Origin of the sequence: Aeromonas sp. FDAARGOS 1404, from assembly GCF_019047085.1 — a bacterium.
Lineage (GTDB): Bacteria > Pseudomonadota > Gammaproteobacteria > Enterobacterales > Aeromonadaceae > Aeromonas > Aeromonas veronii.
The window spans coordinates 2,162,326-2,188,156 of record NZ_CP077237.1; the positions used below are offsets into that span (position 1 = coordinate 2,162,326).

Sequence of the window (25,831 nt, forward strand, 5' to 3'; positions counted from 1 at the left end):
CAGGAGGGTAATTAGCCCGAATTGCCAGCCTGCTCACAATCGGTTTCTTTTGCTGTCGATAGAATGCACCACGCTGGCATACCCATAACAAGAGAATCCAACAATGAAAACCACCCTCAAACTGAGCGCGGTGGCAGTTATCTTTTTGCTGTCCGGCTGTGACGACAACAACTCTCAGGCCCCCGGTGATCTCACCCTGCGGCTGATCGAAACCTCTGATATCCACTCCAACCTGCTGAGCTACGACTACTACCAGAACAAGCCGGATGCCTCGCTGGGCTTTGCCCGCACCGCTGTGCTGATCCGCAAGGCCCGCGAAGAGAACGCCAACAACTTGCTGATCGACAACGGCGACCTGATCCAGGGCACCCCGCTGGCCGACTATATCCACGACCAGCAGGTCAAACAGCAGTGGCTGAGCAAGCAGACCCATCCCGCCATCAAGGCGCTCAACACCATGAGCTATGATGTCGGCAACCTGGGCAACCACGAATTCAACTTCGGTCTCGACTTCCTCTCGGAGACCCTGAAAGGGGCCAACTACCCCTACATCAACGCCAACGTCTTCCAGGCCGATGCCTTCAGCCGTGATGGCAAGGGCACCATCGACTGGAGCAAGCAGAAGTTCAAACCCTATGTGGTGCTGGATCGTCAGGTGAAGGATGCCAACGGCAATACCCAGACCATCAAGGTCGGTGTGCTGGGGCTGACTCCGCCCCAGATCACCCAGTGGGACAAGCGCAATCTGGAAGGCAAGGTGGTGGTGGCCGATATGGTCGAGACCGCCGAGCACTATGTACCCGAAATCCGCGCCAAGGGCGCTGACATCGTCGTGGTCGTGGCCCATACCGGCATCATAGGTGACCCGCGCGAACCCATGATGGAGAACGCAGCCCTGCCGCTGGCCAAAGTGAAAGGGGTCGATGCCCTGCTGCTGGGGCACGCCCATCGCACCTTCCCGGGCGACTACCCCAACATGACCGACGTGGACAACGAGAAAGGCACTCTGGCGGGCGTACCGACCGTGATGCCGGGCGTCTGGGGTAACCACCTCGGCATCATCGACCTGCACATGACCTGGAAAGAGGGTCGCTGGGAAGTGGCCTCCAGCCAGTCCCAGCTGCGCAAGATCGACAGTAGCGCCACCAGCACCGAAGATCAGGCGGTGGTCGATCAGGTCATCGCCGAGCACGAGCAGGCCAACCAGTGGCTGGACGAGCCCCTCAGCAAGATCACCAAGCCAATCCACAGCTTCTTCGCGCTGGTGCAGGATGACCCCTCCATCCAGATCGTCAGCGACGCCCAGCTGTGGCATGCCAAGAAGCTGCAACAGGATGGTCAGCTCAAGGAGAAATGGCCTATCCTCTCCGCCGCCGCGCCATTCCGCGGTGGTCGCAACGGCCCGACCGACTTCACCTATGTACCGGCTGGCGATATCTCCCTGCGCAACGTGGCCGACCTCTATGTCTACCCCAACACCCTGCAGGTGGTCGCCATCAATGGCGCGACCGTACAGGAGTGGCTGGAGAAGAGCGCCGTCCAGTTCAACAAGATCGATGCCGCCAGCACCGCCACCCAGTGGCTGGTGAACGAGAAGTACCGCACCTACAACTTCGACGTGATCGACGGGGTGAACTATCAGGTCGATGTGACCAAACCCGCTCGTTACGATGTGGATGGCAACAAGGTGAGCGACAGCTATCGCATCACCAACCTCACCTATCAGGGCAAGGCAATCGACCCGGCCCAGATGTTCTACGTGGTGACCAACAACTACCGCGCCAGCGGTGGTGGCAACTTCCCGGGCATCAACGCCAAGGTGATCGTCCATGAAGATCAGTTCGAAACCCGCGAAGTGCTCTCCGAATACCTCAAGGATCTGGCAGAGAAGAATCCGGCCGGTTTCGAGCCTCCAGCAGACAACAACTGGCAGCTGGCCCCCCTGCCCGCCAATCTGGATCTGCGCATCTACAGCTCGCCACGCAGCGAGGCGCAAGCCCTGACCGGTGGCAAGCTGAACTATGTAGAGACTCTGCCGCCCACCGATGCCAAACACCCCGGCTTTGGCGTCTACAAGCTGGTGCTGGCACCCTGATCCTCAGGGTTAATCCGGCAATAACCTCTGCAACCCCCTCCTGATACGAGGGGGTTTTTGATGCTTCTGGCAGAGGGATCTGCACCTGTAAGCCAGCCGCTACCCGCGGCAGATCGCGCAGCCCGTTTATCCCTTCACGCCATCATCCGCCTCTATCACACCATCCAGATCCCGGCTGGTCTGCCCCATCCCGCCCATAAAAAAACAGGCCCACCGAAGTGGGCCTGCTGTTATCTGTGTGATCGGGAATATCGCAATAAAAGGCGCTACTCCCGCTCCTTCACATAAGGTGTACCAAGTGCCTTGGGTGCCACCGCACGGCCGATAAAGCCGGCCAGCAGGAACACGGTCAGGATGTAGGGCAGAGCCTCGATGGCCTGCACCGGAATGGCGAAGCCACCGATGCTGACCCCTTGCAGCCGGATGGCAACCGCATCGAGGAAGCCGAACAGCAGACAGGCGGCCATGGCATTCCAGGGGCGCCACTTGCCGAACACCAGCGCCGCCAGCGCCATAAAGCCCTTGCCCGCACTCATGTTGGGGATGAACTGGGCCGTCTGGGCCACCGCCAGATAGGTGCCACCGATACCGGCCAGCAGGCCGCCGATAAGGAGCGCGGTGTAGCGCATCCGCACCACAGAGATACCGGCGGTATCGACCGCTGCGGGTGCCTCACCCACCGCCCGCAGACGCAGACCGAAGCGGGTACGGAACATCACCCACCATGCCAGCGGCACGCAGGCGAACGCCACGTACTCCAGCAGGGAGTGGCCGCTCAACAGCTCGCTGTAGAGCTGGCCGATCACCGGCACATCCCACAACTCCTTGGCATAGGGCAGATCGATGGGGGCAAAACGGGCATCACCGGAGAGTGCCGGGGTCTGGCCACCCTGATCGAACCAGTAACGGCCCAGGGTGACGGTCAGACCGGCCGCCAGAATATTGATGGCCATGCCGCTCACCACCTGATCACCGCGATGGGTGATGGTGGCAAAACCGTGCATCAGGGCAAACAGGATGGAGATACCCACACCGGCACCCAGACCTACCCAGGCAGAACCGGAGACCGCAGCCGCCGCACCACTGGCGAACGCTGCCGCCAGCAGTTTGCCTTCCAGCGCGATATTGACCACCCCGGAGCGCTCGCAAAACATGCCCGCCATGGCGGCGAGAATGAGGGGCGGCGCAGTACGAATGGTCGCATCCAGCATCAGGATCAGAATTTCAAACATGATCAGACTCCTTTAGCTTGTGCGGCTGAGCGGTTGGCAAATGCCAGATAGAGCTGCTCGATGCGCGGACGCATCATGTGCTCAAGGGCACCACAGAACAGGATCACCAGACCCTGCAACACCACCACGATGTTGCGGTCGACACCGAACTCGAAGCTGAGCTCGGCGCCCCCCTGATAGAGGAAACCGAACAGCAGGCTGGCGATGATGACGCCGACCGGATGGTTGCGCCCCATCAGCGCCACCGCGATACCGGTGAAGCCGAACCCTTCCACGAAGTTGAGCTTGATCTGGTGCAGCTCACCCTGCAGCACGTTGAGGGCAAAGAAGCCCGACAGCATGCCGGAGATGACCATAGCCAGGATTACCACCTTGGGATAGGAGATACCGGCGTAGGCGGAGGCGCTTTGGCTGGCGCCGACCGAGCGGATCTCGTAACCCCAGCGGGTGTGCCAGATAAAGACCCACACCAGCGCCGCACAGATCAGCGCCCAGAAGAGGCTGATGTTAAGGGGGCTGTTGGGGATCTCCATCCCGAACAGGTTCGCCAGCCCGCTCATCTTGGGCAGCCAACTTGCTTCGGCAAACACCTTGCTCTCGGTCGCCATCGAGCCGGGCGGCTTGAACACCTCCACCAGCAGATAGGCCATCAGGGAGGCGGCGATGAAGTTGAACATGATGGTGGTGATAACGATGTGGCTGCCGCGCTTGGCTTGCAGCCAGGCCGGAATAAAGGCCCAGGCCGCACCGAACAGACCACCGGCAATGATGGAGAGCGGCAACAGCAGGGCAAACGGCAGCACATCGCCGAGCATCAGACAGACCAGACCGACACCGAGACCGCCGATATAGGCCTGACCTTCGCCACCGATATTGAACAGACCGGCGTGGAAGGCGACCGCCACCGACAGACCGGTAAAGATAAAGCCGGTTGCGTAGTAGAGGGTGAAGCCGACCCCTTCACCTGTGCCGAACGCGCCGTACCACATGATCTTGGCGGCATCGACCGGGTTGATGTCGAGGTAGTAGAACAGAATGGCCGACACCAGGAAGGCCAGCAGGATGTTGACCGCAGACAAGACGCCTACGGAGACCCAGGCAGGAATACGTACTTGGCTCATCAGTGGGCCTCCTTGGCTACTTCATCGGGAACGATATTCGCCATCATCAAGCCGATGGTGCGCTCATCCGCCTTGGCACCATCCAGCTCGCCAACGATGCGACCATCGGCAATAACCAGAATCCGGTCAGCGAGGCTCATGATCTCGTCCAGCTCCACCGAGACCAGCAAGACAGCCTTGCCCTTATCACGCATGGCGATGATCTGCTGGTGGATATACTCGATGGCGCCGATGTCGACCCCGCGGGTCGGCTGGCCGATCAACAGCACATCCGGGTCCTGCTCCACTTCACGGGCGATCACCAGCTTCTGCTGGTTGCCACCGGAGAAGTTGGCGGTCTTGTGATCGGGATGGGGCGGGCGCACGTCCCACTTATCCATCTTGGCCTGACAATCCTGCTGGATCGCCTCCTTGTTCTGCAGCCACCCCTTGTTGTATTGCGGGCGGCGGTGATAACCGAGAATAAAGGCCTCTTTCGCCTCGAAGCGGTTGATCAGCCCCATCTTGTGGCGATCTTCCGGCACATGGCCGAGGCCGTAGTTGCGCACCAGCTCGGGATCGGCCGGGTGCTCCGCGCTCACCTTGTGCACGCCGCTGCGGCTGCTGATGGTGAAGCTACCCTTGCTCGGCTTTAGAATGCCGCCAAGCAGACTGAGCAGTTCGGACTGACCGTTGCCGGAGACCCCGGCGATGCCGACCACTTCACCGGCCCGCACTTCGAAGCTGACCGATTTGACCCGCTCCACCTTGCTGGCGTCGAAATAGCTGAGTCCTTCGATCTTCAGCTTGGCTTCACCGGGCTGGGTTGGCCCCTTGTCGACCTTGAGGCGCACCTTGCGGCCCACCATCAGTTCGGCCAGCTGCTCCTTGTCGGTATCCTTGGTGGCGACGTGTGCCACCATCTCGCCACGGCGCATGATGGAAACCTGATCGGTAATGGCCAGGATCTCCCGCAGCTTGTGGGTGATAAGGATGATGGTCGCCCCCTGATCCCGCAGCTTTTTCAGCACCTCGAACAGGTGATCCGCCTCTTGCGGGGTCAGTACCCCGGTCGGCTCGTCGAGGATCAGGATGCGGGCGCCGCGATAGAGCGCCTTGAGAATTTCGACCCGCTGTTGCAAGCCAACCGGCAGATCTTCGACCTTCTCGTGCAGCGGCACGTCGAGGCCATAATCCCGCGCCAGTTCGCCCAGCAGCTTTTCGGCTGACGCCACGCTCTGCTGAAGGTGCCAGCCGTTCTCAGCGCCGAGGATGACGTTTTCCAATACGGTGAAGTTATTGACCAGCATGAAGTGCTGGTGAACCATGCCCACCCCTGCGGCAATCGCATCTTGTGAGCCATGGGGTTTGAAAGGATTCCCGTCGATCAGCATCTCGCCTTTGTCGGCATGGTAGAAACCATAAATGATGCTCATCAGGGTGGACTTACCGGCGCCATTTTCGCCGACAATGCCGTGGATACTGCCTTTGCGAACCTTAAGGTCGATCAGCTTGTTGGCGTACACTTCGCCGAACCGCTTATCGATACCTCTTAATTCGATGGCATAGCGATCTGTCTGGTCCATGATGCAGCCCTGCGTTTCATGAAATAAGACTAAAAACCGGCCCGTGCGGGCCGGTGGTGCGTTGAGAGTCGTAGCAACTATCTAATTAGTATTTGCAGGTGTTATCGCTCATGTAGTCATGAACCTTGACCTTGCCAGCGATGATTTCAGCCTTGATGGCATCTACCTTGGCTTTCATTTCCGGGGTGATCAGCTTCTCGTTGTCCTTGTCGAGCGCCCAATCCACACCGCCTTCGGCCAGACCCAGGTTCTTGATACCCGGCTTCCACTCGCCTTTGGCAGCGTCATCCCAGGTCTGGTAAGCGGCCAGACCCACAGACTTGACCATGGAGGTCAGCATGGTGCCCGGTTGCAGGTGGTTCTGGTTGGAGTCCACACCGATGGCAAACTTGCCGCTGTCCTTGGCTGCCTGATAGACACCGATACCGGTACCGCCAGCTGCGGCGTAAACCACGTCAGCGCCTTTGGCGAACTGGGACTTGGCCAGCTCGGCACCTTTGGCCGGGTCAGCAAACGCGGCCGGGGTAGAGCCCGCCATGTTCTGGAACACTTCGATCTTCGGATTGACGAACTTGGCACCCTGCTCGTAACCGCACTGGAATTTGCGGATCAGCGGGATATCCATGCCACCCACGAAGCCGACCTTGCCGCTCTTGGAAGCGATGGCAGCCAGCGCGCCCACCAGGAAGGAACCTTCATGCTCCTTGAAGATGACGGACTGGACGTTCGGCTTGTCGACCACCATGTCGATGATGGTGAACTGGGTTTTCGGGAATTCGGTCGCAACCTTCTCTACCGCAGAGCCCATGTTGAAACCGACCGCCACGATCGGGCCGTTGCCACGGCTGGCCAGACGACGCAGACCCTGCTCGCGCTGGGCTTCGTTCTGGGGTTCAAACTCTTTGACCTTGACGCCCTTGTCCTTGTTGTAGAGCTCGACGCCGTTACGGAACACGGCTTCGTTGAATGATTTGTCATACTTGCCCGCGGTGTCATAAATGACGGCTGGCTCGGAAGCAGCCTGAGCAGAGAGAGCAGCGAGAGTGAGGGAGGCCACAGTGGCCAGCTTGAGCACTTTAGTCACGATCGTATCCTTGATTGTTATTAAGTGAGGGAACTTGCTTGCCTGTCAGAGCAGGCTATCTAGCACGCAGGCTTACTCTAAGTCAGCCCCGATGCGGGTCAAGCAAATGATAAGGGAAAAACGTTTGCGTTAACGGTTTGAATTCTAAGCAAATAACCTTATAAGCAGTTGTTTTTTAGCTACTTTTCAGTTTTTTATGCTAACAACCAAAAGACCCAAACGACATTTCTCTTATTGTTCAGCAAGTTACTGTAAACCGTTTTCCCCTGTTATTCATCCAGCCCCCCGGCAAGCCCGTGATCCGGCTCGCAAAATCCCCACAAACCGCGCGAGCAAGGATTGGCTACAGCTGGAGACCTCCCCATCCCGTTCTCTTTGCACCAGCCAAAAATGGCCGCACCGACTCCCCTCACCTGCCCGCCGTGCGGAGTTTGCAGTTGGTCTGACGGGGGGATGGCCGTATAATCGCTGCCTGTATAAATAAACAGGAGTGGTGATGGACGTTTCAACCCTGCTCGACGGGCTCAACGACAAGCAAAGAGATGCCGTTGCGGCGCCCCGCAGCAACCTGCTGGTGCTGGCCGGTGCCGGTTCGGGCAAGACCCGGGTACTGGTGCACCGTATCGCCTGGCTGATGCAGGTGGAACGCTGTTCACCCTTCTCCATCATCGCGGTCACCTTTACCAACAAGGCGGCGGCCGAGATGCGCGGCCGGGTCGAAAAAGTGATCGGCGACGGCGTGCGTGGCATGTGGATCGGCACCTTCCACGGCATCGCCCACCGCCTGCTGCGCGCCCACCATCTGGATGCGGGCCTGCCGCAGGATTTCCAGATCCTCGACTCCGACGACCAGTACCGGCTCATTCGCCGGGTGCTCAAGGCGCTCAATCTGGACGAGAAGCACTGGGCCCCGCGCGCCGTAATGGGCTACATCAACGGCAAGAAAGATGAAGGGCTGCGCCCCGGCGACATCGATCTCTACGGCGATCCCGTCACCCGCACCTATCAGCAGATCTACAAGACCTATCAGGAGACCTGCGATCGCTCCGGTCTGGTGGACTTTGCCGAGCTGCTGCTGCGCGCCCACGAACTGTGGCTGAACAAACCGCACATCCTCGAGCACTACCGCGACCGCTTCCAGAACATCCTGGTGGACGAGTTTCAGGATACCAACGGCATCCAGTACGCCTGGCTACGGATGCTGGCGGGCAACAGCGGCAAGGTGATGATCGTCGGCGACGATGACCAGTCCATCTACGGCTGGCGCGGCGCCAAGATCGAGAACATCCAGCGCTTCCTGACCGACTATCAGGGGGCCGAGACCATCCGCCTCGAGCAGAACTACCGCTCCACCGCCAATATCCTCAAAGCGGCCAACAGCGTCATCGCCAACAACGCCGAGCGCCTTGGCAAGGAGCTGTGGACCGAAGGGGCCGAGGGCGAGCCGATTTCCCTCTACGCCGCCTTCAACGAGGTGGACGAAGCGCGCTTCGTGGTCGGCCGTCTCAAGGATTGGAAGGAAAAAGGCGGCCTGTTGGCCGACTGCGCCATCCTCTATCGCTCCAACGCCCAGTCACGGGTGCTGGAAGAGGCGCTGATGCAGGACGCCATGCCCTATCGCATCTACGGCGGCCTGCGCTTCTTCGAGCGGCAGGAAATTAAAGACGCCATGGCCTACCTGCGGCTTATCAACAACCGTGGCGACGACGCCAGCTTCGAGCGGGTGGTCAACACCCCGACCCGTGGCATCGGCGATCGCACCCTCGAGATCCTGCGCGGCAACGCCCGCGATCAGGGGCTCAACCTGTGGCAATCGGCCAAGGCGCTGCTCAACGACAAGGTGCTGACCGGTCGCGCCGGCAACGCGGTGCGCGGCTTTGTCGAGCTGATCGACGCGCTGGAGGAGCAGGTGTCCATGCTGCCGCTGCACCAGCAGGCTGATATCGCCATCCAGAACTCCGGCCTCAAGGCGATGTATCTGGCGGAAAAGGGCGAGAAATCTCAGGCGCGGGTAGAGAACCTGGACGAACTGGTCACCGCCTGCCGCCAGTACCAGCGCCCGGACGAGCTGGAGGATATGAGCGATCTCTCCGCCTTCCTCGCCCATGCAGCGCTGGAATCCGGCGAGAATCAGGCGGACGAATATGCCGATGCGGTGCAGCTGATGACCTTGCACAGTGCCAAGGGCTTGGAATTCCCGCTGGTGCTGCTGGTCGGCGTGGAAGAGGGGATGTTCCCCAGCCAGCAATCGACCGAGGAGTCTGGCCGGCTGGAGGAGGAGCGCCGTCTCTGTTACGTCGGCATGACCCGCGCCATGGAGAAACTCTACATCTGTTATGCCGAGAGCCGCCGCATCTACGGCCGCGAGATGTTCCACAAGCCGAGCCGCTTTATCCGCGAGATGCCCGCCGAGTGTCTGGAAGAGATCCGGCTGCGCACTCAGGTCAGCCGCCCCACCCAGTACGGCCGCTTTAGCCAGAACGAGGTGCAGCAGAGCTTCGACGCCAGCGGCATCAAGCTCGGCCAGCGGGTGCTCCATCCAAAATTCGGCGAAGGGGTGGTACTCAACTTCGAAGGGGTCGGCCAGCAGAGTCGGGTGCAGATCCAGTTCGACGACGTCGGCGCCAAGTGGCTGGTGACGGCGTATGCCAGATTGGAAGCGCTTTAAATTGCCTAACAAAACAGCTCCGAACAAGTGATGAGTTCGGAGCTGTTTTAGATAAATAGTTACTTAAGCGTCGGTATTTTCAAACATTCCTGCAAGCATCGCTGCTACTTTAGCTTCATATGCATGATAACTATCTAAATATTGAGTATCGACATGATATAAATCATTCACATGATTATGAATAACGCGACCACTATTATCCTTTCTGGCACCATTTGATTTAAAAAACTTCTCAAATCTATTAGGAGATACACCTTCAAATGGCATAAAAATAACTTTGCCTACTTCATCTATATCTGATATAGCATCATCATGAAGTTTCATTGCGAGACTTTTTTCATAAGGTTCAATATATACAACCTTATTTATGCCAGCAGCAACAATATGTCTAGCACAATTATGACATGGATATGTCGTGGCAAATAATATTTTGTTTTTTGTTGACTCAGATGTTTCTCTGGCAAGTGAAACAATAGCATCCATCTCAGCATGAATAGCGCGTGAATATTCAATTAGAGATTTTATTTTTGTTTCTGATACAATTTGCTGCACAAGGTGCTGAACTAACCTTTCATCATGTATTTCTTTAGTAAGCGTCTGTCTAATTTCTTCTTTAAGAAGACTCTTATGCTTATCATTAGAACACTGCCCTTTATGTACACATCTGAAATCCTTGCTGGTACTTGCAGAATATAAACCTCCGCCAGCAGCAGGAACATCATTACATCCAGTAGCAATAACATTTCCTGAAGCATCAGTTATTGCAGCCCCAACCTGTCTAGATAAGCACGCAGAGCGTAATGATGCTGAATAAGCGGCAAACATTCCGATTTCATCATGCGTGGGTGTAATTCCATTGACACCATGAACGAGCTTAATAAATCTTTCTACAGAGGCTTGTAATAGCTGGCTCTGATTATGGATATTTCTTATAAAGAAATCTGCGCCATACAATGTTTTTTCAACTTGCTGACCATGCTCATCAGAGTCTTTTCTGTCGCGCATGACCAATTCTTCAATTTCACCAGGGTTTATCTTTTCTTCTTCTAGATTCAGCTTTCTTTCTTTTTCCGTTCTAATTAGACCAATTAAATAAAAGTTGTGATTGTAAACAGTCCTTAATAAACTAACCTCATCAGGATGTTTTAGCTGGTCTAATATATATGCTACTTTTTTATCTGTTTTTACTAATTCGTCACTTTCCTCTTCATCAGAGCCATACTCCTCTATTCTAGTTAATGCAATTTCATTTATTGCACATGCTGCCAAAATAGAACTATTGTGTTTACGCCTCAACTCATCGCCAGCATCTTGCAACTGAACGTAGCGATCATATCCTGTTAACGACTTTAAGGTAGGGTCAGTCTTACTAATTATGATATCACTCAGTCTTATATGGTGTACTTCATACCCATATGACTTTAACTTTTCACATATTGTATTTTTAAGCGGTTTGATTCCTGAACCTATCGCACCACAAAGACCAATAATAAGCTCTTGTGAACGCCGCTTTTTGATCACGCCAATTACATCTTTAGGTGGGTTTGTTATTCCGATTATTTTAGGTGCTTTGACTGGTGACGTCGCCATAATGAAAAACCCTTAAGAATTGATAAAAATATTCTTAAGGGTTTTTCATTAAAAATCAATTGTTTTGTAACAGAATCACCAACCCAACTTTTGGGCAGATGATAACAATACATCACGAGCCCTTCTTTTCTTTTTGTTATTGTCTTTAATTTCAACCACTTTTGCACTTTGCTCATTATTTTTAGGTGCGCAAAAATTGCCATTAGACTCAATGACTTGGCTCTTTCTCTGCCTATATTCGTACATAGAAGCAACCATGCTTAACCTCCTATCTACATTTATCATCCTAAATGCAGGTTTAACAGACTAAATGCAGCGCGAAATTCTACTCATTTTTTGCCCAACTGCAACTAAAACATAATCCATTTAAACTTAACTTACTAATTTAAAACATAAAAAACTAACCTACGTCACTATTTAAATTTCAAGCACAACATATAGTTTAAAATGAATTTCAAAACACAATATGTAGGATAACGGTTCCGATGAACAGAGCGTGCCGATCTGGGATGGGAAATCTCCATGCCCGCCGCCAATTGGCCATCTCTTTCCCCTCGTTGAGACCGAAAAGCCAAGCATAGCCTTGCCTCACGTCGATCTGCTTACGGGCCATGATGGTGCGGATATTCCATTACGCGATCGTCCGATTACGCTTCGCTAATCGAACCTACATGGACAGGAAATCTGGAACACCCACTTTCGGGCAAAGGCGTAACTGGTGGAGCTACGCCTTGTTTTTGGTGAAAGCCTCTGGTCACTTGACCAACTTGCTCTCCATCACCCCTTGTTTGCCTTCCTCCTCACTGACCTGGCTCAGCTTGGAGCGGGCCATCAGCAGGCCCATCTTGACCTCCTGCCAGACGTAGTAGTTTTTACCCGCCTCGGTGCTGAGGGTCAGGATGGCATCGTTCTCCGACTTGGAGGTGATGGTGTGGCTGCCCGGTGTCACCTGCTTGAGGATGTAGGTGTGGGCCACGGTATCGCCGACTGCCATACCATCCACCAGCAGCGGCATTTTCACCGCCGCACCGAAGGTCTCGTTGCGATAGATATAGAGGTTGGCCGCATCCTTGGGGGCTACAAACTGCTTGGCCTGCGCGTCTGCGGTGGCATCGGCCATAGGTACGGAAGCACAACCGGAAAGCAGCGCCGCCGACAGCAGGGCGGCACTCATCATTATTTGCCTGAACATAGTCGTTATTTTTGAGTGGGTTAACGGGGATTAAAGGTTCGCATGAGCCTGCCCTGGCTGACAATCGCTCAAATCGAACAGGGTGTGATTCGGCTCAATTTTTCGGCATTTGGTGGGATGAAGGGGGAAATCAGAAACCCGGCCGCCAGATGGTCTCGGCGGTCGGGTGAATTGTAAAGAGTAGGGTGACAGGGAAAGGGATCAGCCTAGTCTAATCAACTCGATGGGGGCGTAACGCTCTCCGGAGTTTGCCAGCAGCACGCACTTCTCATGCTCCGCCTGATAGGGGGTCATATTGTCGGTGTGGGCCTCTTTCAGAAAATCGACTGCGCCAGTGGCGGCAATCATCACGCGCTGACCCTGGTTCAGCACATTGCGGTTACGGTCATAGATCTTCATCTCATTCTCCTTTTCTTGTGTCCTGGCGGATGCGCAGGCGTCTGTCCAGGACAACGGCATTAAGCCTACGCCCCTGAAAAAGGTGATTTATGTCACAGATCAAAAAAGGGGCGATAAGGGACTCGCAGGTTCAAAAAGCGAGCATGGCCCCTTGGCCAGCGGTTGTCGCGCGAAGTAGCGCTGCCCTGCCCTTTTCGTCGCGGTGGGCTCGAACCCGGCGGCGGTTGGGGTATATTGGTGGCCGATTAGCCAGTCTCATTCACTGTGGCCGCGCAAGCGAGCCGCTGTTTCAACAAGATGGAGAGTGCTCATGAATCGCGACATTACCGCCCAGTTCATCAAGATGCTGACCAATCTGGATCACTGTCTGGCCAAGGCCGAGGCCCACGCCGCGGCGAAACAGTTCAACGTGGAGAACTTCTTCGGCGAGCGGCTGATCGTCGATATGCTGCCGCTGTCCAAGCAGGTGCTGATCTGCTGCGATTCGGCCCGCGCCGTGGTCGCCACCGCCAGCCACAGCGAACTGCCGGTGCTGGGGGATGACCCCAAGACCATCGCCGATCTGCGCGCCCATATCGGCAAGACCATCAGCTATTTGCAAGGCAAGCTGGACGCGGACTACAGCCAGTATGCCAGCGGCCGTTACGTGCCCCACTGGGCGGGCGGCAAGGGGATGGATGGCCATACCTGCGTCCATGAGTACGGCATTCCCAACTTCTACTTCCACCTCACCATGGCCTACGCCCTGCTGCGCCGCGCCGGGGTCGATCTCGGCAAGCGCGACTATCTGGGCGGGCTCAACCTGCAATAAACGCCGCGCCGCCACAGGCGGCAAACAGATAGCAAAAGCCTGCCAAGCGGCAGGCTTTTTATATCGGGTGGTGCAGATCTGGTGCGCAGAAAGGCTGCGCCCTAGAAGGGGCCGTTGCTCTCGCGCAGCTTGTCGGGCAGGCCATCGTGATCACCCAGCTCGCGCGCGGGCACGTCATCCCAGTGCAGCTTGCCAAGGGTGATATTGCGCTCGGGATGCACGGCGTAGTGGATGCGGTTGTCCTCCCGATCCGTGTCGCCAATGCAGAGCAGGCGGACGATCTCCTCGGTGTTGTTGATAAAGGCGTGGGCCAGCCCGTCACCGGCCTTGAAGCCCACCGAATCCCCCGGTTGCAGCCGATAGAGCACGCCATCGAGCCAGACATCCGGCGTCCCTTCCAGCACGTGGACAAACTCGTCTTCAGTCTTCTCGGCATGGGGCCAGCTGGTGCGATGGCCGGGCTCGACAATCTCGTGGTGAATGCCGATGCGGCTAAAGCCGAAGTGCTTGCCGAGGGCGCAGCCGCGAGAAAGGGGCTCCTGACTGCCGGAGTAGTAGCGCGGCGTCTGCTCTTGCAGCTCGCTCCAGTGTTTGATGCAGGGGTGGCGATTCATAGCGGTTCCTTTTCTATGAGGATGCAGTCACGGGAAGGGTCATCCTGACTGTCAGAATGCGGGGAGAAAAGCAGAAATTTTCTGGTCAGATGAGCCCCTCTGACGAGGGGCTCAACAAGCAGGAATTACTTGGCCTTGACGCAAGGCAAGGGAGGAAGCTCACCCTGTGCAGCCGTGCGGGTCATCTGGTAGTTGCCGGCAAGATCCCGATAGACACGGGTGTTCCACACCTCTCCGTTGTCGAGCTGGAACTCGATGTCGTAGTTGACCCCGGAGACCACCTGGCTGCGCACCTCACGGATGCTCTGCAGTTTGGCGGCCGTGTTCATGCGAGCCAGCACGCTGGCCAGCGCAGCCTCCCCTTCAGCATTGGGCAACGGCTGACTCTGCCAGCCACCCGCCATCGGCGCACACTCAGGCGTGGGTGACGAGGTGCTGCAGGCACTCAACAGGCCAGCAACAAGGATGGGTAACAACACACGTTTCATATCATTTTCTCCTGCCTGCAAAATGACCACCTTATCAACATCTTGCCATTATTGCAGCCCAAAAGGCTCCCGCTGCGCCCCGCTTGGACGCACCAATCGATCAGCGCCCCAGATTGTCCGCCAGCTGCTTGGCGCGGCTGGCCGCCCACTGGTCGATCATCTTCTCCATCTCCTCGGCGGTGATGGGCTCATCCTTGTGGGTGGTATCCGTACTCTCGCGGGCATCCATCACACGCACCAGCAGCTTGCCGCTCCGGGAGTCGAGCAGCTGGGCCATGCTGCCCACCTTGAGCAGATAGGGCTCCTTGCCGATCACTTCGCGGGTGACGTTGATGGCAATCTTGGCCGGCAGCAGGTCACGCAGCTTGGGGTCGGGGCGGGTCAGGTCGAAGTTGGTGACGGCGGCCTGGATCCGCATGACTTTCGGGCCGGGGGCGGTGGCGATCTTGACGCCCTGCTTGATCAGCTCGCTCTGGAACTTGTCGTGGTAGTAGCGGCCAATCTGGTTCTGTTCGTTGGCGGTCAGCAGATACCACTGACCGTTCTCCTGCCGGATAAACTGCAGCGGATCGAGCAGCACCTCATTGTATTGGCGCAGGTCAACGCCCGGCTCCTTGTAGACCCGCTGATTGGGGTTGCTCTCGCTCTGCTGGAAGGCTGTCAGCGGGATCGCCTGCAAGCTGTGAGATACCTGATTCTTGACGGCGCAACCACCCAACAGGGCCGCAGCCACGGCAACCATCACGACCTTTTTCATATTTGCTCCTGCATTTTACTGTTTGTTTTTGCTGTGGATTTCGCACCACATGGCTGGAGAACCCGTGCCGGATGCCGCCAATGTCACAGAGAAATAACCTATTCATCACCTTCCCACAAGGGACAGATCAGGATTGTTCAGCTCACATCCAAGTTGTCACAATTGAGGCACTTTTGTACAGGGTCAGCCAGGGTATGAACGGCAATCTGGCGAGGGTTCGGTTGTTTAATCCGGCTAAATGGGGCTGCGAAAAGCGCTCGGTTTTTTTCAAACGATGGGGGCCAGTGAGCGGCGTGAGTTGAACGGGGAATGCCCTGGAACGGGCGATGACCGATCATCAGCTATCTTGCGCAAACTTGCCTGCTGCCGGAGAAGCAGCAGGCTCATTCATCAGTTATCGAGATCCCAGGGGCACTGCTTGACCAGCCCCTCTTTACCGCTGGCGACGATCGCCTGCTGCACCATCCGTTTGTAGCGATTCTTGATATGGGCGGGCAACGCGGGCACCAGCAGCCGCTCGTCAAACTCCGGTAGCGGGCGATCCGGCAGCACCGCCTGCTCCTGCGGGCTGAGGGGCGGCCGGGAGGCAATATTGCTGGCCGAGATGGTGGGCGTGCCTACCAGCATCTGGCGCTGCAGCGGTGCGCTCAGCAGAAAATCCACCAGCAGGTAGGCCGCCTCGAGCCGCGCAGGATCATCGCCGACATGACGGGCGATAGAGATCGCATCGAGGGCATAGATGGCCCCCTCCTGCACCATGGCGATCCGCCAGTGCTGCTCGTTCTGCTTGTTGCACTCCACCAGCTCCAACCCCCAGGTGGTGGCAAAGCTCTGCTGGCGCAGATCCTCGCAGCGGTTGGCCTGATTGAACCAGAAGCCGCGACTGGCTCGCAGCCGCTGCGAGAGCTGCTGCTCCACCTCTTGCTGCAAGGTCTTGTCGGCCAGCATCTCGCCGCTGGCAAACAGGGCGGGCGACTTGCCAAGGGAGAGCAGCACCGAAAAGAGCAGCGGCTCGAACTGGTCGCAGAACTCGGCAAACTGACCCGGCGGCGAGCTGTTGGCGAGTACCTGCCAACTGGTGGGCGCTTGCGGCACCTGCTTGCTGTCGTAGGCGAGGCTGAACATGGCGTAGGAGAAGGGCACCGAGTAGTTGCGCTCCCCCTGCTTGTCATACTCGGTGTTCTTGAGGGCGGGCTTCACCTCGGCGTAGTGCTGCAGGCGACTGAAATCGATGGGGAGCAGCAGCTTGAACAGCGGCTGGTGATGGGCCTTGTAGAAGTAGCTGGTCGGCAGCACCACATCGGCGCTGCGGGTGCGCAGGGCGCGGTAGACACTGTCGAAATCGGTCAGCAGGGGCTCAACCCGGCTGACCGTCGCCTCCACCCCATGGGCGTTGGCGTAGTCGGCAAACTGTTGTTCATAACCCGCAGGCAGATAGCCCCACTCCAGCAATTTGAGCTGAACCGGGGCCGCCAGCGCCGGGGTCATCCCCAACAACCAGCAAAGAGGCAGTAGACGCATGGCCGGGTACTCCTGACAGGTAAACCTTGTTGGAGTATAGGCCCATGCGCCCACCCGTCAGACCATCAGCTCGGCCCCCATGCTCGCCAGAATGGAGAGGCTGACCACCGCAAACAGCACGCCAGTCACCAGATTGAGCGGTCGCTGCACCCGCAGCAGCAGGCGCTGGGCACGATCGGTGGAGAGGCTCCACGCCAGCAGCCCGAACCAGCAGAGGGAGATGATGAACAGCTCGCCCACCAGCAGGCTGCGGGTCATCCCGTCCACCTCAGGCGTCACCATGGCGGCCAGCAGACCGATAAAGAACACCAACGCCTTGGGGTTAAGCAGATTGGTCGCAAGGCCAGTGCGCACGCCCCTGCCCCAGCCGCGCAGCTCGTTGGCGGCGCTGGCCATCAGGGTGCTGCTCTGCTGGCGAGCCGCCATCAGGGCGCCCCACCCCAACCAGCCCAGATAGAGGGCGCCGCAGCACTTGATCACCATAAACAGCAGCGGGTGACTGGCGATCAGCATGCTGATCCCGGTCAGGCTCAGGGTGGCGTGCACCATGATCGCCAGCGAGATGCCCAGCGCCGCGCCAAGGGCGGTCGGCCGGTGCAGGCTGGTGCGCAGGATCAGGGCGAAATCGGGGCCGGGGCTGGCCAGTGCAATCAGGTGCATCAGGCCGAGGGTAACGAACAGACTGGTCAGCATAACAACTCTCGCTTTAACGACGGAGAGCCAGCATGGCGGATCGGCGGGGGGCGCGGCTTGTAAAAGATTGCATCTGGGCACGAAATTCGGCGGGTGTCAGACCGAATGCCTGGCGAAAGCCGTGGTGGAAGTGACTCTGATCGAAGAAGCCGACCGCCAACGCCACCTCGCTCACCGCCATGCCGCTCGCCAGCAGCCGCTTGCCCTGCTCCAGCCGCAGCCGTTTCAGCCAGGCGTAGGGGGTCATGCCGCTTCGCTTCTTGAACTGGCGCAGGAAGGCGAAACGATCGAGCCCGAGCAGCCCCGCCAGCTCTTCCAGCGAGTGGGGCTCGTCGAGGGCGGCCATCAGGTAGTCGCGCAGGAATCGCAGTTGGGGATCGGCCAGCTGGTGTACCTCGGGGGCCAGATGCAGCAGCTCCCCCAGCAGGGCAAGCAGCTGGCTCTCGATCAGCAGGCCATCGGCCTTGGGGTTGTCGAGATAGCCGTGTAGTTGGGCAAAGCCCTGATAGAGGTCGGGGCGGCTCTGCAATCCCTTGTCGAAGAAGGGTTCCGGCTGCTCCGGCAGCCAAAGCGCCAGCTGCTGCGGATCGATGGCGAAGACCCGCACCTCGTACCCTTCCGGCAACAGGCTGAGGCCGTCGTGCACCTCGTCCGGGTTAACGGTAGAGAGCACCCCGCGCACCAGATGGTGACTGTTCCCCTTGTGGATAAACTTCTGGCCACCCCGCTGCACCAGCCCGATATGGTAGTCGAGATGGACATGGCGGCCGTAGCTGAACGCCCTGTGGTGGGAGTGTGACAGCTCGACCCCCGGCAGGTGCGGGGATTGCCAATAGCGGATGAGGGAATCGGTGGTATTCATGGCTTATAGATACACCAGAAGCGGGCCTTGGACTTGTAGATTATTGCACGCAACCCCCTCTCAACGCCCCCACAGCCGCGGGGTTGGCTCCACCAGTGAGGCGAGCGGCACCCGCTCCACCATCTGACGCAGATGTTGCACCAGTTCGGGATTGCCATCCCCCAGCGACTTGTTCAGCACGATATGTACCTGCAGCGGGGTGACCGGCAGGTAGATGAGGCGGGTCGCCGCAGGGAGCTTGGCACGAAAATGGTTGGCGGAAATATCGTTGGAGAAGAGCGCGGCATCGATGCGCCCGCGCAGCAACTTCTGCATGTTGCCATGCTCCCAGCTGAGCTGGGAGAGGGTGTCGATATGGATCTGCGGATGCTGCAACAGCAGCGGCACGATCGCCTGACTCGACCAGCCGATGGTGGTGCCGTAGAGATCTTCTTGCCGTTCGACCGAGTGAAGCCGCGATGGCACCAGTACCACCAACACCGGCCGCAGCAGCAACAGGTGGGGGTCGATATAGCGAAAGTGACGAGCACGCTCGGGACTGTAACTCAGCAGCGGGGTCAGATCGCACTCGCCGCTCTCGAGGTTGCTGAGCAGCCGCGCCACATTGAGCCCCTGCCACTCGATGGTACGCCCGATCGCGGGTTCGATATGACGGCGAAAGTAGTCGATCACCGGCCCGGAGACCTTGCCCTGCTGATCGATGGTGACCAGCGGCGCCAGCTGGAAGACACATCCCCGCAGTGGCGCGTTGATCGCCACGGCCTGGCTGATGGTCATAAGAGGGAGGAGAAGTGCCGATAGCAGTAATACCAAACGCATACCCGAACGAGAGATGCCCATAGGTGCCGACCCGATGCCCTGATAGCCATCAGCATGGCACAAGGCAAAGGGGCGGGCTATCCGCTCATGCCGCGCGTCGGCCTCTTGCGCCACCGACTTCCATGACCAATGAGCCCCGTTTTATTGCGGTGAAAATCAATAATTCCGCGGCTTTGATGGATTTTGGGCTCTTGAGATATAGTGCGGCCCCATTCATTAAACCGGCGGATGAGCGCCCCGCCGGACAGGTAGATTCATGAGACTGTTTTTGCTGTTGTTGTCGTTGTTTGCTGCGACTGTAAGTTCTGATGAAAAGCCGCGCCTGCCCTATTACGACTGGGGTCGCTGCCCGTTTGAAGGTTGTACCTATCAGTCGTGGACCACCAAGCAAGAGGTGATCGTCAGAGCCGAGCCATCCCTGACTGCCAAAGCGCTGTTCCGGCTACCCCGCGGCCAACAGGTGGAAGGACTGACCGGGGTTGTCATTACCGAACAACCGGGGATCGTCGAGATACTCAGGTCGGTCAAGCTGGGCTATAGCAAGGAGGGAAAAGGGCCGCTGTTGAATATGAAGGCAGGGGAAAGGCTTTATATCCTCGGCGGACTGGGCGAAGGCAATAGCCTGTTCTGGTACAAGGGCAAAACCTACATTCTCGATTATGACTATGCGCGCAAAGAGATCAGATACGGCCGGTCACCGCAGAACCAGTGGTGGGTAAAAATCCGGGACAAGCAGGGGCGTGAGGGTTGGGTTGCCGAAGCCAAAAACTTCGCCCATATGGACCGTTTCGAATAGTGACAGCCAGCCCCCCAAGCTCGGGGAGCTGGCCGTGGATGACTCACTGCTTGTGTTGCAGCTTCATCTCTTGCAGATACTCCAGCACCTGGGTTTTGTAGTCCGCCTGATAGGAGAACTTGGTGCTGTCGCATGCCGCAATCAGGTTCACCGCGGTGCAGAACAGGGTGGCTGCCAGCAGCCCCTTGCCAAGCCACTGCGGATAACGGCGGCTCCAACGCACCAGTAACAGCAGGATCGGGAACAAGGCGTAGGGGAAGATCAACATCAGGTGCCAGTAGTTGAAGATGATGGGCGAGAGCGCCGCACTCACCAGCACCGCCAGCACCGCCGCCAGCGCATAGAGACCGAGCCAGCTTTCACCATCCACTGGCGCGCGATCGCTACGCAGCAGACGTGGCTTGAGTTCGCGCCACAGCTGCCAGTTGGCCTTGGCCGCCAGCAGCACAGTTGCCGAGCCTACCCCGTAGATCACCACCCGCCACAGCCAGACTGCCGCCATCTGCAGGTATTCGTGCCCCGCCAGCCAGATGAACTGGGTGTCGTTGACCAGCTTGCTGGCAAACAGCCAGGAGCCGTAGCGCAGCCAGTAGAGCACTGATTTCAACACCGGATAGACATGCACCAGCCCCCAGCCGATATAGCGCTGGCGCGCCTCGGGATCGACGTTTTGGGTGATATGGCTGTTGCTCATCACTTCCATGGCATAAGGGATCAGGGAGGCACCGATCAGCAGGGTAGCCACCACCACCCCGCTCCAACTCACCTTGAGAATGCGGCGCCAGAACAGATAGGTGGACATTACCGCCAATAGTGGCCAGGAGTAGTGCAGTTGCATCGCCATGCCGATGGCCAGCAGGTGAACGATCATGTGCCAGAAGGAGGCCCGCTCGCGCATATGCCAGGCCGACCAGCAGTGCATGGCCGAGAAGAGGAACAGATAGGAGGGGTTGTAGAGCAGACTCTCGTACTGGAACCAGGGGTTGAGCCAGCAGAGCACCAGAAACAGCAGACGCACCCTGTCATCAAACACCTGACGGATCACCGCATCAAACAGCAGGAATCCGACCAACCGCATCACCAGCAGCAACACCATGGGGGCATAGGGAGAATCCCACAGCAGCAGCGGCCCGCCAATCAGCCAGGCCGATAAACTGCCCGGCACATTACCCACCGCACTCGCCGCATTGCCATAGCTGAGCCAGACCCCCTCATAGGCCCCAAGGTAACCTTTGTAGAGCATCTGGGTCTGATCGCCGGTGAGGAGTTGGTGATCGGAAAACAACCAGGAAAGCAGCAGCCCGGCAAATATACAGGCCGCGAATAATGCGTTATGGTAGCGCCCACTAAGACCAATCATTGATCCACACCTATTGAAAAAATTGCTAACGACTTTAACAGTTGCCACCTGATTTTGCTCGTTTACGATTCACATTTTTAGTAGATTTACCAGTCAGTTATGAGACCCGCGGAGCAGTTATGACCCCACCAGTTAAAAAGTTTTTATTCATTGTTGAAGACTTGTATGGTGGTGGTGCGGAAAAGGTTTTGCTCAATACCGCATCATTGCTAAAAGATGCCGGTGCAGATGTAACCTTGTTTACCTTGCGGGAAAAAATAGACCATACGCTACCTGACAACATTCACCCGATTAATCTTGGCATTGTCACAAAGCTGACTAAAGCCATATCCAATGTTGCGGTTGAAAAAATACAAGCATCTCTGATCTTTAAAAAAGTCAAAGAGATCTCGCCTGACGTAATTATCTCATGCTCATGTGACAAAATTACCAGACACCTGCCTGATACACTGAATATTTATTACTGGATCCACGGAAATGTCACCGGTTTTGCCAAAGACAATGCCAAAGGATATGAAAAATTCAAGCGCTTCTATAATGGCAAGAAACTGATCTGCGTATCTCGTGGCATCGCGGACGACATTTTGCAAAATGTAAAAGCTACACCCAAATCGTGTCAGGTTATCTACAATCCATTTGATATCGAGAAAATTCAGGCGTTGGCCAATGAGCCTTTCAGCAAGCCATTCGACAAGTATTTTATCCATGTTGGCACCTTCGAAGAACGAAAACGCCACGATCGTCTCTTGCAGGCATATCAGCTAAGTGGCGTTGATACGCCACTCGTCCTGATGGGCAAAGGGGATCGACGCCCTCACATTGAGGCCATGATCGCGGAGATGAATCTTGCCAACCAGGTGAAGATAATCGACTTTCAGAAGAATCCATATCCCTTTATCAAAGCTGCGCAGGCACTTATCCTGACATCCGATGCTGAAGGACTGCCAACAGTGCTTATTGAAGCACTTATCTGCCACACCCCGGTTATCAGTGTGGATTGTCCGTCTGGGCCGGCAGAGATATTGACGAAACCACTCGATAAATTTCTAATCCCGATGGAAGATATCAGTGAACTTGCCATGGCAATTACAAGTGTTGATCAAATAAGAATTTCCATTAATTCAAACTGTTATCAACCATTTTCTAGTGAAAGTGTGACCGAACAGTTTATATCTTTATGAGAAAGAGTTGGGGAAAACCCCAACTCTCTATAGATAATCAGCCACCCATTTGTTGAATACTGTTTTAAATTCAGCAACGTTTATAAAATTTACGTCTTGTTGTGCAGACCTAGTTTCTGCGTAGATAACACTTGAGCGAGGATTATTTGGATGCCACTCCACATTTTCTGGCATCCCGAAATTATCATTGTAAATACCAAGAACAGGTTTATTCAAACCTGTTGCAATATGCACTGTTGCAGTATCCACCGATACCATACCGGCACAATGCCTTATCTGTGCAAAGAGCGCAGCCAAAGATGGTTTCTCATGATCACTAACAACCCTGGTTGGGTCACAAACATGAGATAAAATTCGTTCAACGTCCCTCTCACGCCCAGGTGGATACAAGAGACAAATGTTGTAATTTGATGAATCAAGCATCGTGTTAATTAACGCTATGGTTTTCTCAACACTGAAACAACGGGATGTCCCACTGCCATATGGATTGAAGCACAACGTTTTATTACTTGGCCACCAAGAGCCAACCCTATCCTCAACCCCCTGACACGAAGGAACTATATAACTGGTATCAGGGTTAGCAATCCCCATATGCTCCAACAGCACCTTAAATTTCTTAGCGAAGTGCATCCCTGCTGTTTTTTGGCCCAGCTTGATATTAATACAGTCAAGCTCATCATCGACTCCTGCTACATTTTTGCTCCCAACTTTGGAGATGAAATAAAGGTCTTTCATCTTCATCTTTTGGCTAAAATGCACAAGATAATCCACATCCCCAATTTCATTGGCTAATTTTTTGAGCTCCATATAGCCAGCCCTCTTGGGTATTTCAAAGACGTAATCAAAGTTAAAAAAGTCTCTAAACAATGGTGCCATTTCAGAGCTGGTAATGACATAGACTTTCCGCTCCGGAAATTTATTTTTAATCTCCCTTGCTACCCAGGAAGAGACGATTGCATCACCAAGCTTAGCATCCCACCTAACAAAAACAGTGGCACCATGTGATGACGATCTCACTGATAAATGACGATCAAAAAATAAAATACCAAGCTTGCGGCGAAGTGCATCTCTCCACAGCTGAAAAGTTCTAATCACAACTATTACCTTAATTACTTTATATGTTGACCATAGTTACGATCATCAATCGTCGTATCAAAATAACCCACATCTAAGCAACATGGTTCAATACCTGACGCATTAAGTGCATTTAATTGAAGCCGTCCCGTCAAGTAATCAGATGGCATTCTTACAGGATAAGCACATTTCAATAACTTTCGCGCACCAGCCAGATTTAATATATATCCAGCTGTCGATATAATTCCTCTGTTTGATTTTTTACTCGGTCGAAGATAACGGGATAAGCGATAACCCTCTGGTAATTTCCTAGCCCAAGGCCACTGCTTTGCTTTTCCATGATGAATAAATATAATTTCTGAAGATGATTTTTTTATCGCCCCCTCCACAACATTCTTGAAATGCATGTGAAGATGGATATCATCCTCTAATATGATAGCCTTATCTATATTGTTTTTTACCATCATTTCATAGAGTCTGATATGACTCAATGCACAACCCACTTCACCCAAGCTTAAGGAATGCCCACAAAAGACCTTAGCCAGCTTCAGATCGACCTTAGAGAGATCGTTATCATTCAGTAACTTTCCATCTACCGCATCAAAAAAAGTAAAAGACAATCCTAAACGAGCCATTTGTTTCTCAATAGCTTCACGCCGCTCATGGCTTCGCAACAAACTGATGACAAAAATTGGAATCATCGAGTACCTCTAATATCATTTAGACCACAAAGCCATATGAACAACAGCCCCAGCGCATATAGTAACAATGTATTTTGATGCTCAAATGGAACATCACTTACACTGCCGATGGCAAAGGAAAGTGGTAACAATACACCAACTGAACTCACACCCCAACATTTTACCGCCCACCACATGGGCCATCCCAAGAATAATAGCAGTGCCACGCCCCCAACCGTCCCACGAATGATCAAGTTTTGCATATATTGATTGTGAGAATGGGCCAACACAGGATTGAGTAATAAAGGAGAGCTAACACCGGATGCAACCAGTGATTTTTTTACGGCATCAAACCCATCAGTTCCCACCCCAAGAATGGGTGAGGTTAGAAAGCCTTGCCATGCTCCCTGCCATGCAACCAGGCGTAGCCCCCAAGAGGTATCATACTGCCCCTTCTCTGCGTTACTGAGATCGGAGATACTAGCCTGAACTCGTTCTTGCAACACAGAACTCTGGTGGTAAAAAGCGGTTCCGCTGCCCAATATCAGAAGCAAAAAAACAATATATTTTAGTGGTTTTTTTATTGCCTTAACAATCACCATCAAGCCAACAATTGTCATAAATGCCAGCCAAACACCACGGCTCTGCGATACATAGAGGCTGTAGAGCGCCATCAAGACAGATAACAAAGCCCCCGCCTTCTCCCATCTGGCAATCGACACCTCTGTGTATAGCCCCCAAGCCAACAAAGCTATCACCAAGCTTGCCTGTGAAAAAAGGATTGCATTAGTAAACCCCTCAACCCTATAGACACCCTGAGACTGTTGCCACAAACTGATACAGCCCATTCCCACTCCACCCAGCATGATGGCGTATCGGCTAACTTTTAGAACGATTTCTTTTCTCGGTACCAAGAGGCCGAATAAGGCAACATAGCCAAGACTACGCATAACTCCATACTGATCACCATGAATAAGACGGTTTATTTGAATAAAAGCAGCATACCCAAGAAAGAGCCATAGAATGCGACGATCATGTAGCCCTACATCCCTGCTCTTACAAATGACCAGATTCACAATGCCAGCCAAAATCGAGATAACCAACATATTGGAAAGGATTGTCTTGCCGTTAGGTAGTAAAAAAAGCCCACAAAATGTAAATGCCAAGGTCAAGGAAAAAAGTGCTGTGGTCAGACGATCAATCCTGACCTGTAAGACTGAAGACATTGA

Annotated in this window: 24 protein-coding genes; 5 read left to right on the plus strand and 19 right to left on the minus strand. The window is 55.2% G+C overall.

The window, feature by feature from the left end; translation table 11 throughout:
- The first annotated feature begins 103 nt into the window (after positions 1-103).
- On the plus strand, positions 104-2,095 hold the full coding sequence (locus I6L34_RS10095; RefSeq protein ID WP_108542528.1) for a bifunctional 2',3'-cyclic-nucleotide 2'-phosphodiesterase/3'-nucleotidase: 1,992 nt from the start codon (positions 104-106) through the stop codon (positions 2,093-2,095).
- 266 nt (positions 2,096-2,361) lie between these two features.
- Here the strand turns inward: I6L34_RS10095 and I6L34_RS10100 are convergent, their stop codons facing one another.
- The 4 genes from I6L34_RS10100 to I6L34_RS10115 all read right to left on the minus strand — a co-directional run bounded on the left by I6L34_RS10100 (position 2,362) and on the right by I6L34_RS10115 (position 7,097).
- Positions 2,362-3,327 (minus strand): ABC transporter permease, encoded by a 966-nt coding sequence (locus I6L34_RS10100; RefSeq protein ID WP_216956728.1) that lies wholly within the window; start codon positions 3,325-3,327, stop codon positions 2,362-2,364.
- Positions 3,328-3,329: 2 nt separating this feature from the next.
- Positions 3,330-4,448, minus strand: a complete 1,119-nt coding sequence (locus I6L34_RS10105; protein WP_216956730.1) for an ABC transporter permease — start codon at positions 4,446-4,448, stop codon at positions 3,330-3,332.
- A complete protein-coding gene (locus I6L34_RS10110) occupies positions 4,448-6,013 on the minus strand; it encodes an ABC transporter ATP-binding protein (RefSeq protein ID WP_201914877.1) in 1,566 nt (521 codons plus the stop codon). Before I6L34_RS10110 ends, I6L34_RS10105 begins: the two co-directional genes overlap by 1 nt.
- Before the next feature lie 85 nt (positions 6,014-6,098).
- A complete protein-coding gene (locus I6L34_RS10115) occupies positions 6,099-7,097 on the minus strand; it encodes a BMP family protein (RefSeq protein WP_005340803.1) in 999 nt (332 codons plus the stop codon).
- Positions 7,098-7,593: 496 nt separating this feature from the next.
- Here I6L34_RS10115 and uvrD point away from each other — a divergent pair, with 496 nt between their 5' ends.
- Positions 7,594-9,765 (plus strand): DNA helicase II, encoded by a 2,172-nt coding sequence (gene uvrD, locus I6L34_RS10120; protein WP_139410479.1) that lies wholly within the window; start codon positions 7,594-7,596, stop codon positions 9,763-9,765.
- A 63-nt stretch (positions 9,766-9,828) separates the two neighbouring features.
- Here the strand turns inward: uvrD and I6L34_RS10125 are convergent, their stop codons facing one another.
- The 4 genes from I6L34_RS10125 to ydfZ form a co-directional block, all read right to left on the minus strand.
- On the minus strand, positions 9,829-11,355 hold the full coding sequence (locus I6L34_RS10125) for an anti-phage dCTP deaminase (protein ID WP_083250025.1): 1,527 nt from the start codon (positions 11,353-11,355) through the stop codon (positions 9,829-9,831).
- 75 nt (positions 11,356-11,430) lie between these two features.
- Complete coding sequence (locus I6L34_RS10130) at positions 11,431-11,613, minus strand: hypothetical protein (protein ID WP_139123909.1); 183 nt, start codon at positions 11,611-11,613, stop codon at positions 11,431-11,433.
- Positions 11,614-12,109: 496 nt separating this feature from the next.
- A complete protein-coding gene (locus I6L34_RS10135; protein ID WP_216956732.1) occupies positions 12,110-12,547 on the minus strand; it encodes a DUF2846 domain-containing protein in 438 nt (145 codons plus the stop codon).
- Positions 12,548-12,748: 201 nt separating this feature from the next.
- Positions 12,749-12,946, minus strand: coding sequence for a putative selenium delivery protein YdfZ (ydfZ, locus tag I6L34_RS10140; RefSeq protein ID WP_005357022.1), 198 nt, complete (start codon positions 12,944-12,946; stop codon positions 12,749-12,751).
- A gap of 310 nt (positions 12,947-13,256) precedes the next feature.
- Here ydfZ and I6L34_RS10145 point away from each other — a divergent pair, with 310 nt between their 5' ends.
- Complete coding sequence (locus tag I6L34_RS10145) at positions 13,257-13,757, plus strand: DUF1993 domain-containing protein (RefSeq protein ID WP_193860943.1); 501 nt, start codon at positions 13,257-13,259, stop codon at positions 13,755-13,757.
- A 101-nt stretch (positions 13,758-13,858) separates the two neighbouring features.
- Here I6L34_RS10145 and I6L34_RS10150 read toward each other — a convergent pair whose 3' ends face one another.
- The 7 genes from I6L34_RS10150 to I6L34_RS10180 form a co-directional block, all read right to left on the minus strand.
- Positions 13,859-14,371: a cupin domain-containing protein gene (locus tag I6L34_RS10150; protein WP_216956734.1), complete on the minus strand. Its 513-nt coding sequence runs from the start codon at positions 14,369-14,371 to the stop codon at positions 13,859-13,861.
- Positions 14,372-14,496: 125 nt separating this feature from the next.
- Positions 14,497-14,859 (minus strand): cystatin domain-containing protein, encoded by a 363-nt coding sequence (locus I6L34_RS10155; protein ID WP_026034886.1) that lies wholly within the window; start codon positions 14,857-14,859, stop codon positions 14,497-14,499.
- Positions 14,860-14,959: 100 nt separating this feature from the next.
- Positions 14,960-15,616, minus strand: coding sequence for a DUF3313 domain-containing protein (locus I6L34_RS10160; RefSeq protein ID WP_100644777.1), 657 nt, complete (start codon positions 15,614-15,616; stop codon positions 14,960-14,962).
- Positions 15,617-16,006: 390 nt separating this feature from the next.
- Positions 16,007-17,137 carry a PotD/PotF family extracellular solute-binding protein gene (locus I6L34_RS10165; protein ID WP_216956737.1) on the minus strand — a complete coding sequence of 377 codons (1,131 nt, stop codon included), beginning with the start codon at positions 17,135-17,137 and terminating at the stop codon, positions 16,007-16,009.
- Between the two features lie 57 nt (positions 17,138-17,194).
- Positions 17,195-17,830, minus strand: coding sequence for a LysE family translocator (locus tag I6L34_RS10170; protein WP_069556353.1), 636 nt, complete (start codon positions 17,828-17,830; stop codon positions 17,195-17,197).
- 13 nt (positions 17,831-17,843) lie between these two features.
- Positions 17,844-18,692, minus strand: a complete 849-nt coding sequence (locus I6L34_RS10175; RefSeq protein ID WP_216956738.1) for an AraC family transcriptional regulator — start codon at positions 18,690-18,692, stop codon at positions 17,844-17,846.
- Between the two features lie 60 nt (positions 18,693-18,752).
- A complete protein-coding gene (locus tag I6L34_RS10180) occupies positions 18,753-19,469 on the minus strand; it encodes an ABC transporter substrate-binding protein (RefSeq protein WP_216956741.1) in 717 nt (238 codons plus the stop codon).
- Between the two features lie 298 nt (positions 19,470-19,767).
- Here I6L34_RS10180 and I6L34_RS10185 point away from each other — a divergent pair, with 298 nt between their 5' ends.
- Positions 19,768-20,307 (plus strand): hypothetical protein, encoded by a 540-nt coding sequence (locus I6L34_RS10185; RefSeq protein WP_216956743.1) that lies wholly within the window; start codon positions 19,768-19,770, stop codon positions 20,305-20,307.
- Positions 20,308-20,350: 43 nt separating this feature from the next.
- Here I6L34_RS10185 and I6L34_RS10190 read toward each other — a convergent pair whose 3' ends face one another.
- Positions 20,351-21,550 carry a 3-deoxy-D-manno-octulosonic acid transferase gene (locus tag I6L34_RS10190; RefSeq protein WP_216956744.1) on the minus strand — a complete coding sequence of 400 codons (1,200 nt, stop codon included), beginning with the start codon at positions 21,548-21,550 and terminating at the stop codon, positions 20,351-20,353.
- Between the two features lie 236 nt (positions 21,551-21,786).
- Between I6L34_RS10190 and I6L34_RS10195 the strand changes: the two genes are divergently transcribed.
- Positions 21,787-22,848: a glycosyltransferase gene (locus I6L34_RS10195; protein ID WP_019444994.1), complete on the plus strand. Its 1,062-nt coding sequence runs from the start codon at positions 21,787-21,789 to the stop codon at positions 22,846-22,848.
- 27 nt (positions 22,849-22,875) lie between these two features.
- Here I6L34_RS10195 and I6L34_RS10200 read toward each other — a convergent pair whose 3' ends face one another.
- From I6L34_RS10200 to I6L34_RS10210, 3 genes are read right to left on the minus strand one after another with little or no spacing between them, the layout of a single operon-like run.
- On the minus strand, positions 22,876-23,943 hold the full coding sequence (locus I6L34_RS10200) for a glycosyltransferase family 9 protein (RefSeq protein ID WP_230848204.1): 1,068 nt from the start codon (positions 23,941-23,943) through the stop codon (positions 22,876-22,878).
- Positions 23,944-23,957: 14 nt separating this feature from the next.
- Positions 23,958-24,623, minus strand: a complete 666-nt coding sequence (locus I6L34_RS10205; protein WP_075116170.1) for a glycosyltransferase family 25 protein — start codon at positions 24,621-24,623, stop codon at positions 23,958-23,960.
- Positions 24,620-25,828 carry an O-antigen ligase gene (locus I6L34_RS10210; protein ID WP_019444992.1) on the minus strand — a complete coding sequence of 403 codons (1,209 nt, stop codon included), beginning with the start codon at positions 25,826-25,828 and terminating at the stop codon, positions 24,620-24,622. Before I6L34_RS10210 ends, I6L34_RS10205 begins: the two co-directional genes overlap by 4 nt.
- Positions 25,829-25,831: the final 3 nt, after the last annotated feature.

Excerpts from the sequence above, each read along its gene's own strand:
- I6L34_RS10095 (WP_108542528.1), top strand. The coding sequence starts at position 104 with ATGAAAACCACCCTCAAACTGAGCGCGGTGGCAGTTATCTTTTTGCTG.
- I6L34_RS10100 (WP_216956728.1), bottom strand. The coding sequence starts at position 3,327 with ATGTTTGAAATTCTGATCCTGATGCTGGATGCGACCATTCGTACTGCG.
- I6L34_RS10105 (WP_216956730.1), bottom strand. The coding sequence starts at position 4,448 with ATGAGCCAAGTACGTATTCCTGCCTGGGTCTCCGTAGGCGTCTTGTCT.
- I6L34_RS10110 (WP_201914877.1), bottom strand. The coding sequence starts at position 6,013 with ATGGACCAGACAGATCGCTATGCCATCGAATTAAGAGGTATCGATAAG.
- uvrD (WP_139410479.1), top strand. The coding sequence starts at position 7,594 with ATGGACGTTTCAACCCTGCTCGACGGGCTCAACGACAAGCAAAGAGAT.
- I6L34_RS10125 (WP_083250025.1), bottom strand. The coding sequence starts at position 11,355 with ATGGCGACGTCACCAGTCAAAGCACCTAAAATAATCGGAATAACAAAC.
- I6L34_RS10130 (WP_139123909.1), bottom strand. The coding sequence starts at position 11,613 with ATGGTTGCTTCTATGTACGAATATAGGCAGAGAAAGAGCCAAGTCATT.
- I6L34_RS10135 (WP_216956732.1), bottom strand. The coding sequence starts at position 12,547 with ATGTTCAGGCAAATAATGATGAGTGCCGCCCTGCTGTCGGCGGCGCTG.
- ydfZ (WP_005357022.1), bottom strand. The coding sequence starts at position 12,946 with ATGAAGATCTATGACCGTAACCGCAATGTGCTGAACCAGGGTCAGCGC.
- I6L34_RS10145 (WP_193860943.1), top strand. The coding sequence starts at position 13,257 with ATGAATCGCGACATTACCGCCCAGTTCATCAAGATGCTGACCAATCTG.
- I6L34_RS10150 (WP_216956734.1), bottom strand. The coding sequence starts at position 14,371 with ATGAATCGCCACCCCTGCATCAAACACTGGAGCGAGCTGCAAGAGCAG.
- I6L34_RS10155 (WP_026034886.1), bottom strand. The coding sequence starts at position 14,859 with ATGAAACGTGTGTTGTTACCCATCCTTGTTGCTGGCCTGTTGAGTGCC.
- I6L34_RS10160 (WP_100644777.1), bottom strand. The coding sequence starts at position 15,616 with ATGAAAAAGGTCGTGATGGTTGCCGTGGCTGCGGCCCTGTTGGGTGGT.
- I6L34_RS10165 (WP_216956737.1), bottom strand. The coding sequence starts at position 17,137 with ATGCGTCTACTGCCTCTTTGCTGGTTGTTGGGGATGACCCCGGCGCTG.
- I6L34_RS10170 (WP_069556353.1), bottom strand. The coding sequence starts at position 17,830 with ATGCTGACCAGTCTGTTCGTTACCCTCGGCCTGATGCACCTGATTGCA.
- I6L34_RS10175 (WP_216956738.1), bottom strand. The coding sequence starts at position 18,692 with ATGAATACCACCGATTCCCTCATCCGCTATTGGCAATCCCCGCACCTG.
- I6L34_RS10180 (WP_216956741.1), bottom strand. The coding sequence starts at position 19,469 with ATGACCATCAGCCAGGCCGTGGCGATCAACGCGCCACTGCGGGGATGT.
- I6L34_RS10185 (WP_216956743.1), top strand. The coding sequence starts at position 19,768 with ATGAGACTGTTTTTGCTGTTGTTGTCGTTGTTTGCTGCGACTGTAAGT.
- I6L34_RS10190 (WP_216956744.1), bottom strand. The coding sequence starts at position 21,550 with ATGCTCTACAAAGGTTACCTTGGGGCCTATGAGGGGGTCTGGCTCAGC.
- I6L34_RS10195 (WP_019444994.1), top strand. The coding sequence starts at position 21,787 with ATGACCCCACCAGTTAAAAAGTTTTTATTCATTGTTGAAGACTTGTAT.
- I6L34_RS10205 (WP_075116170.1), bottom strand. The coding sequence starts at position 24,623 with ATGATTCCAATTTTTGTCATCAGTTTGTTGCGAAGCCATGAGCGGCGT.
- I6L34_RS10210 (WP_019444992.1), bottom strand. The coding sequence starts at position 25,828 with ATGTCTTCAGTCTTACAGGTCAGGATTGATCGTCTGACCACAGCACTT.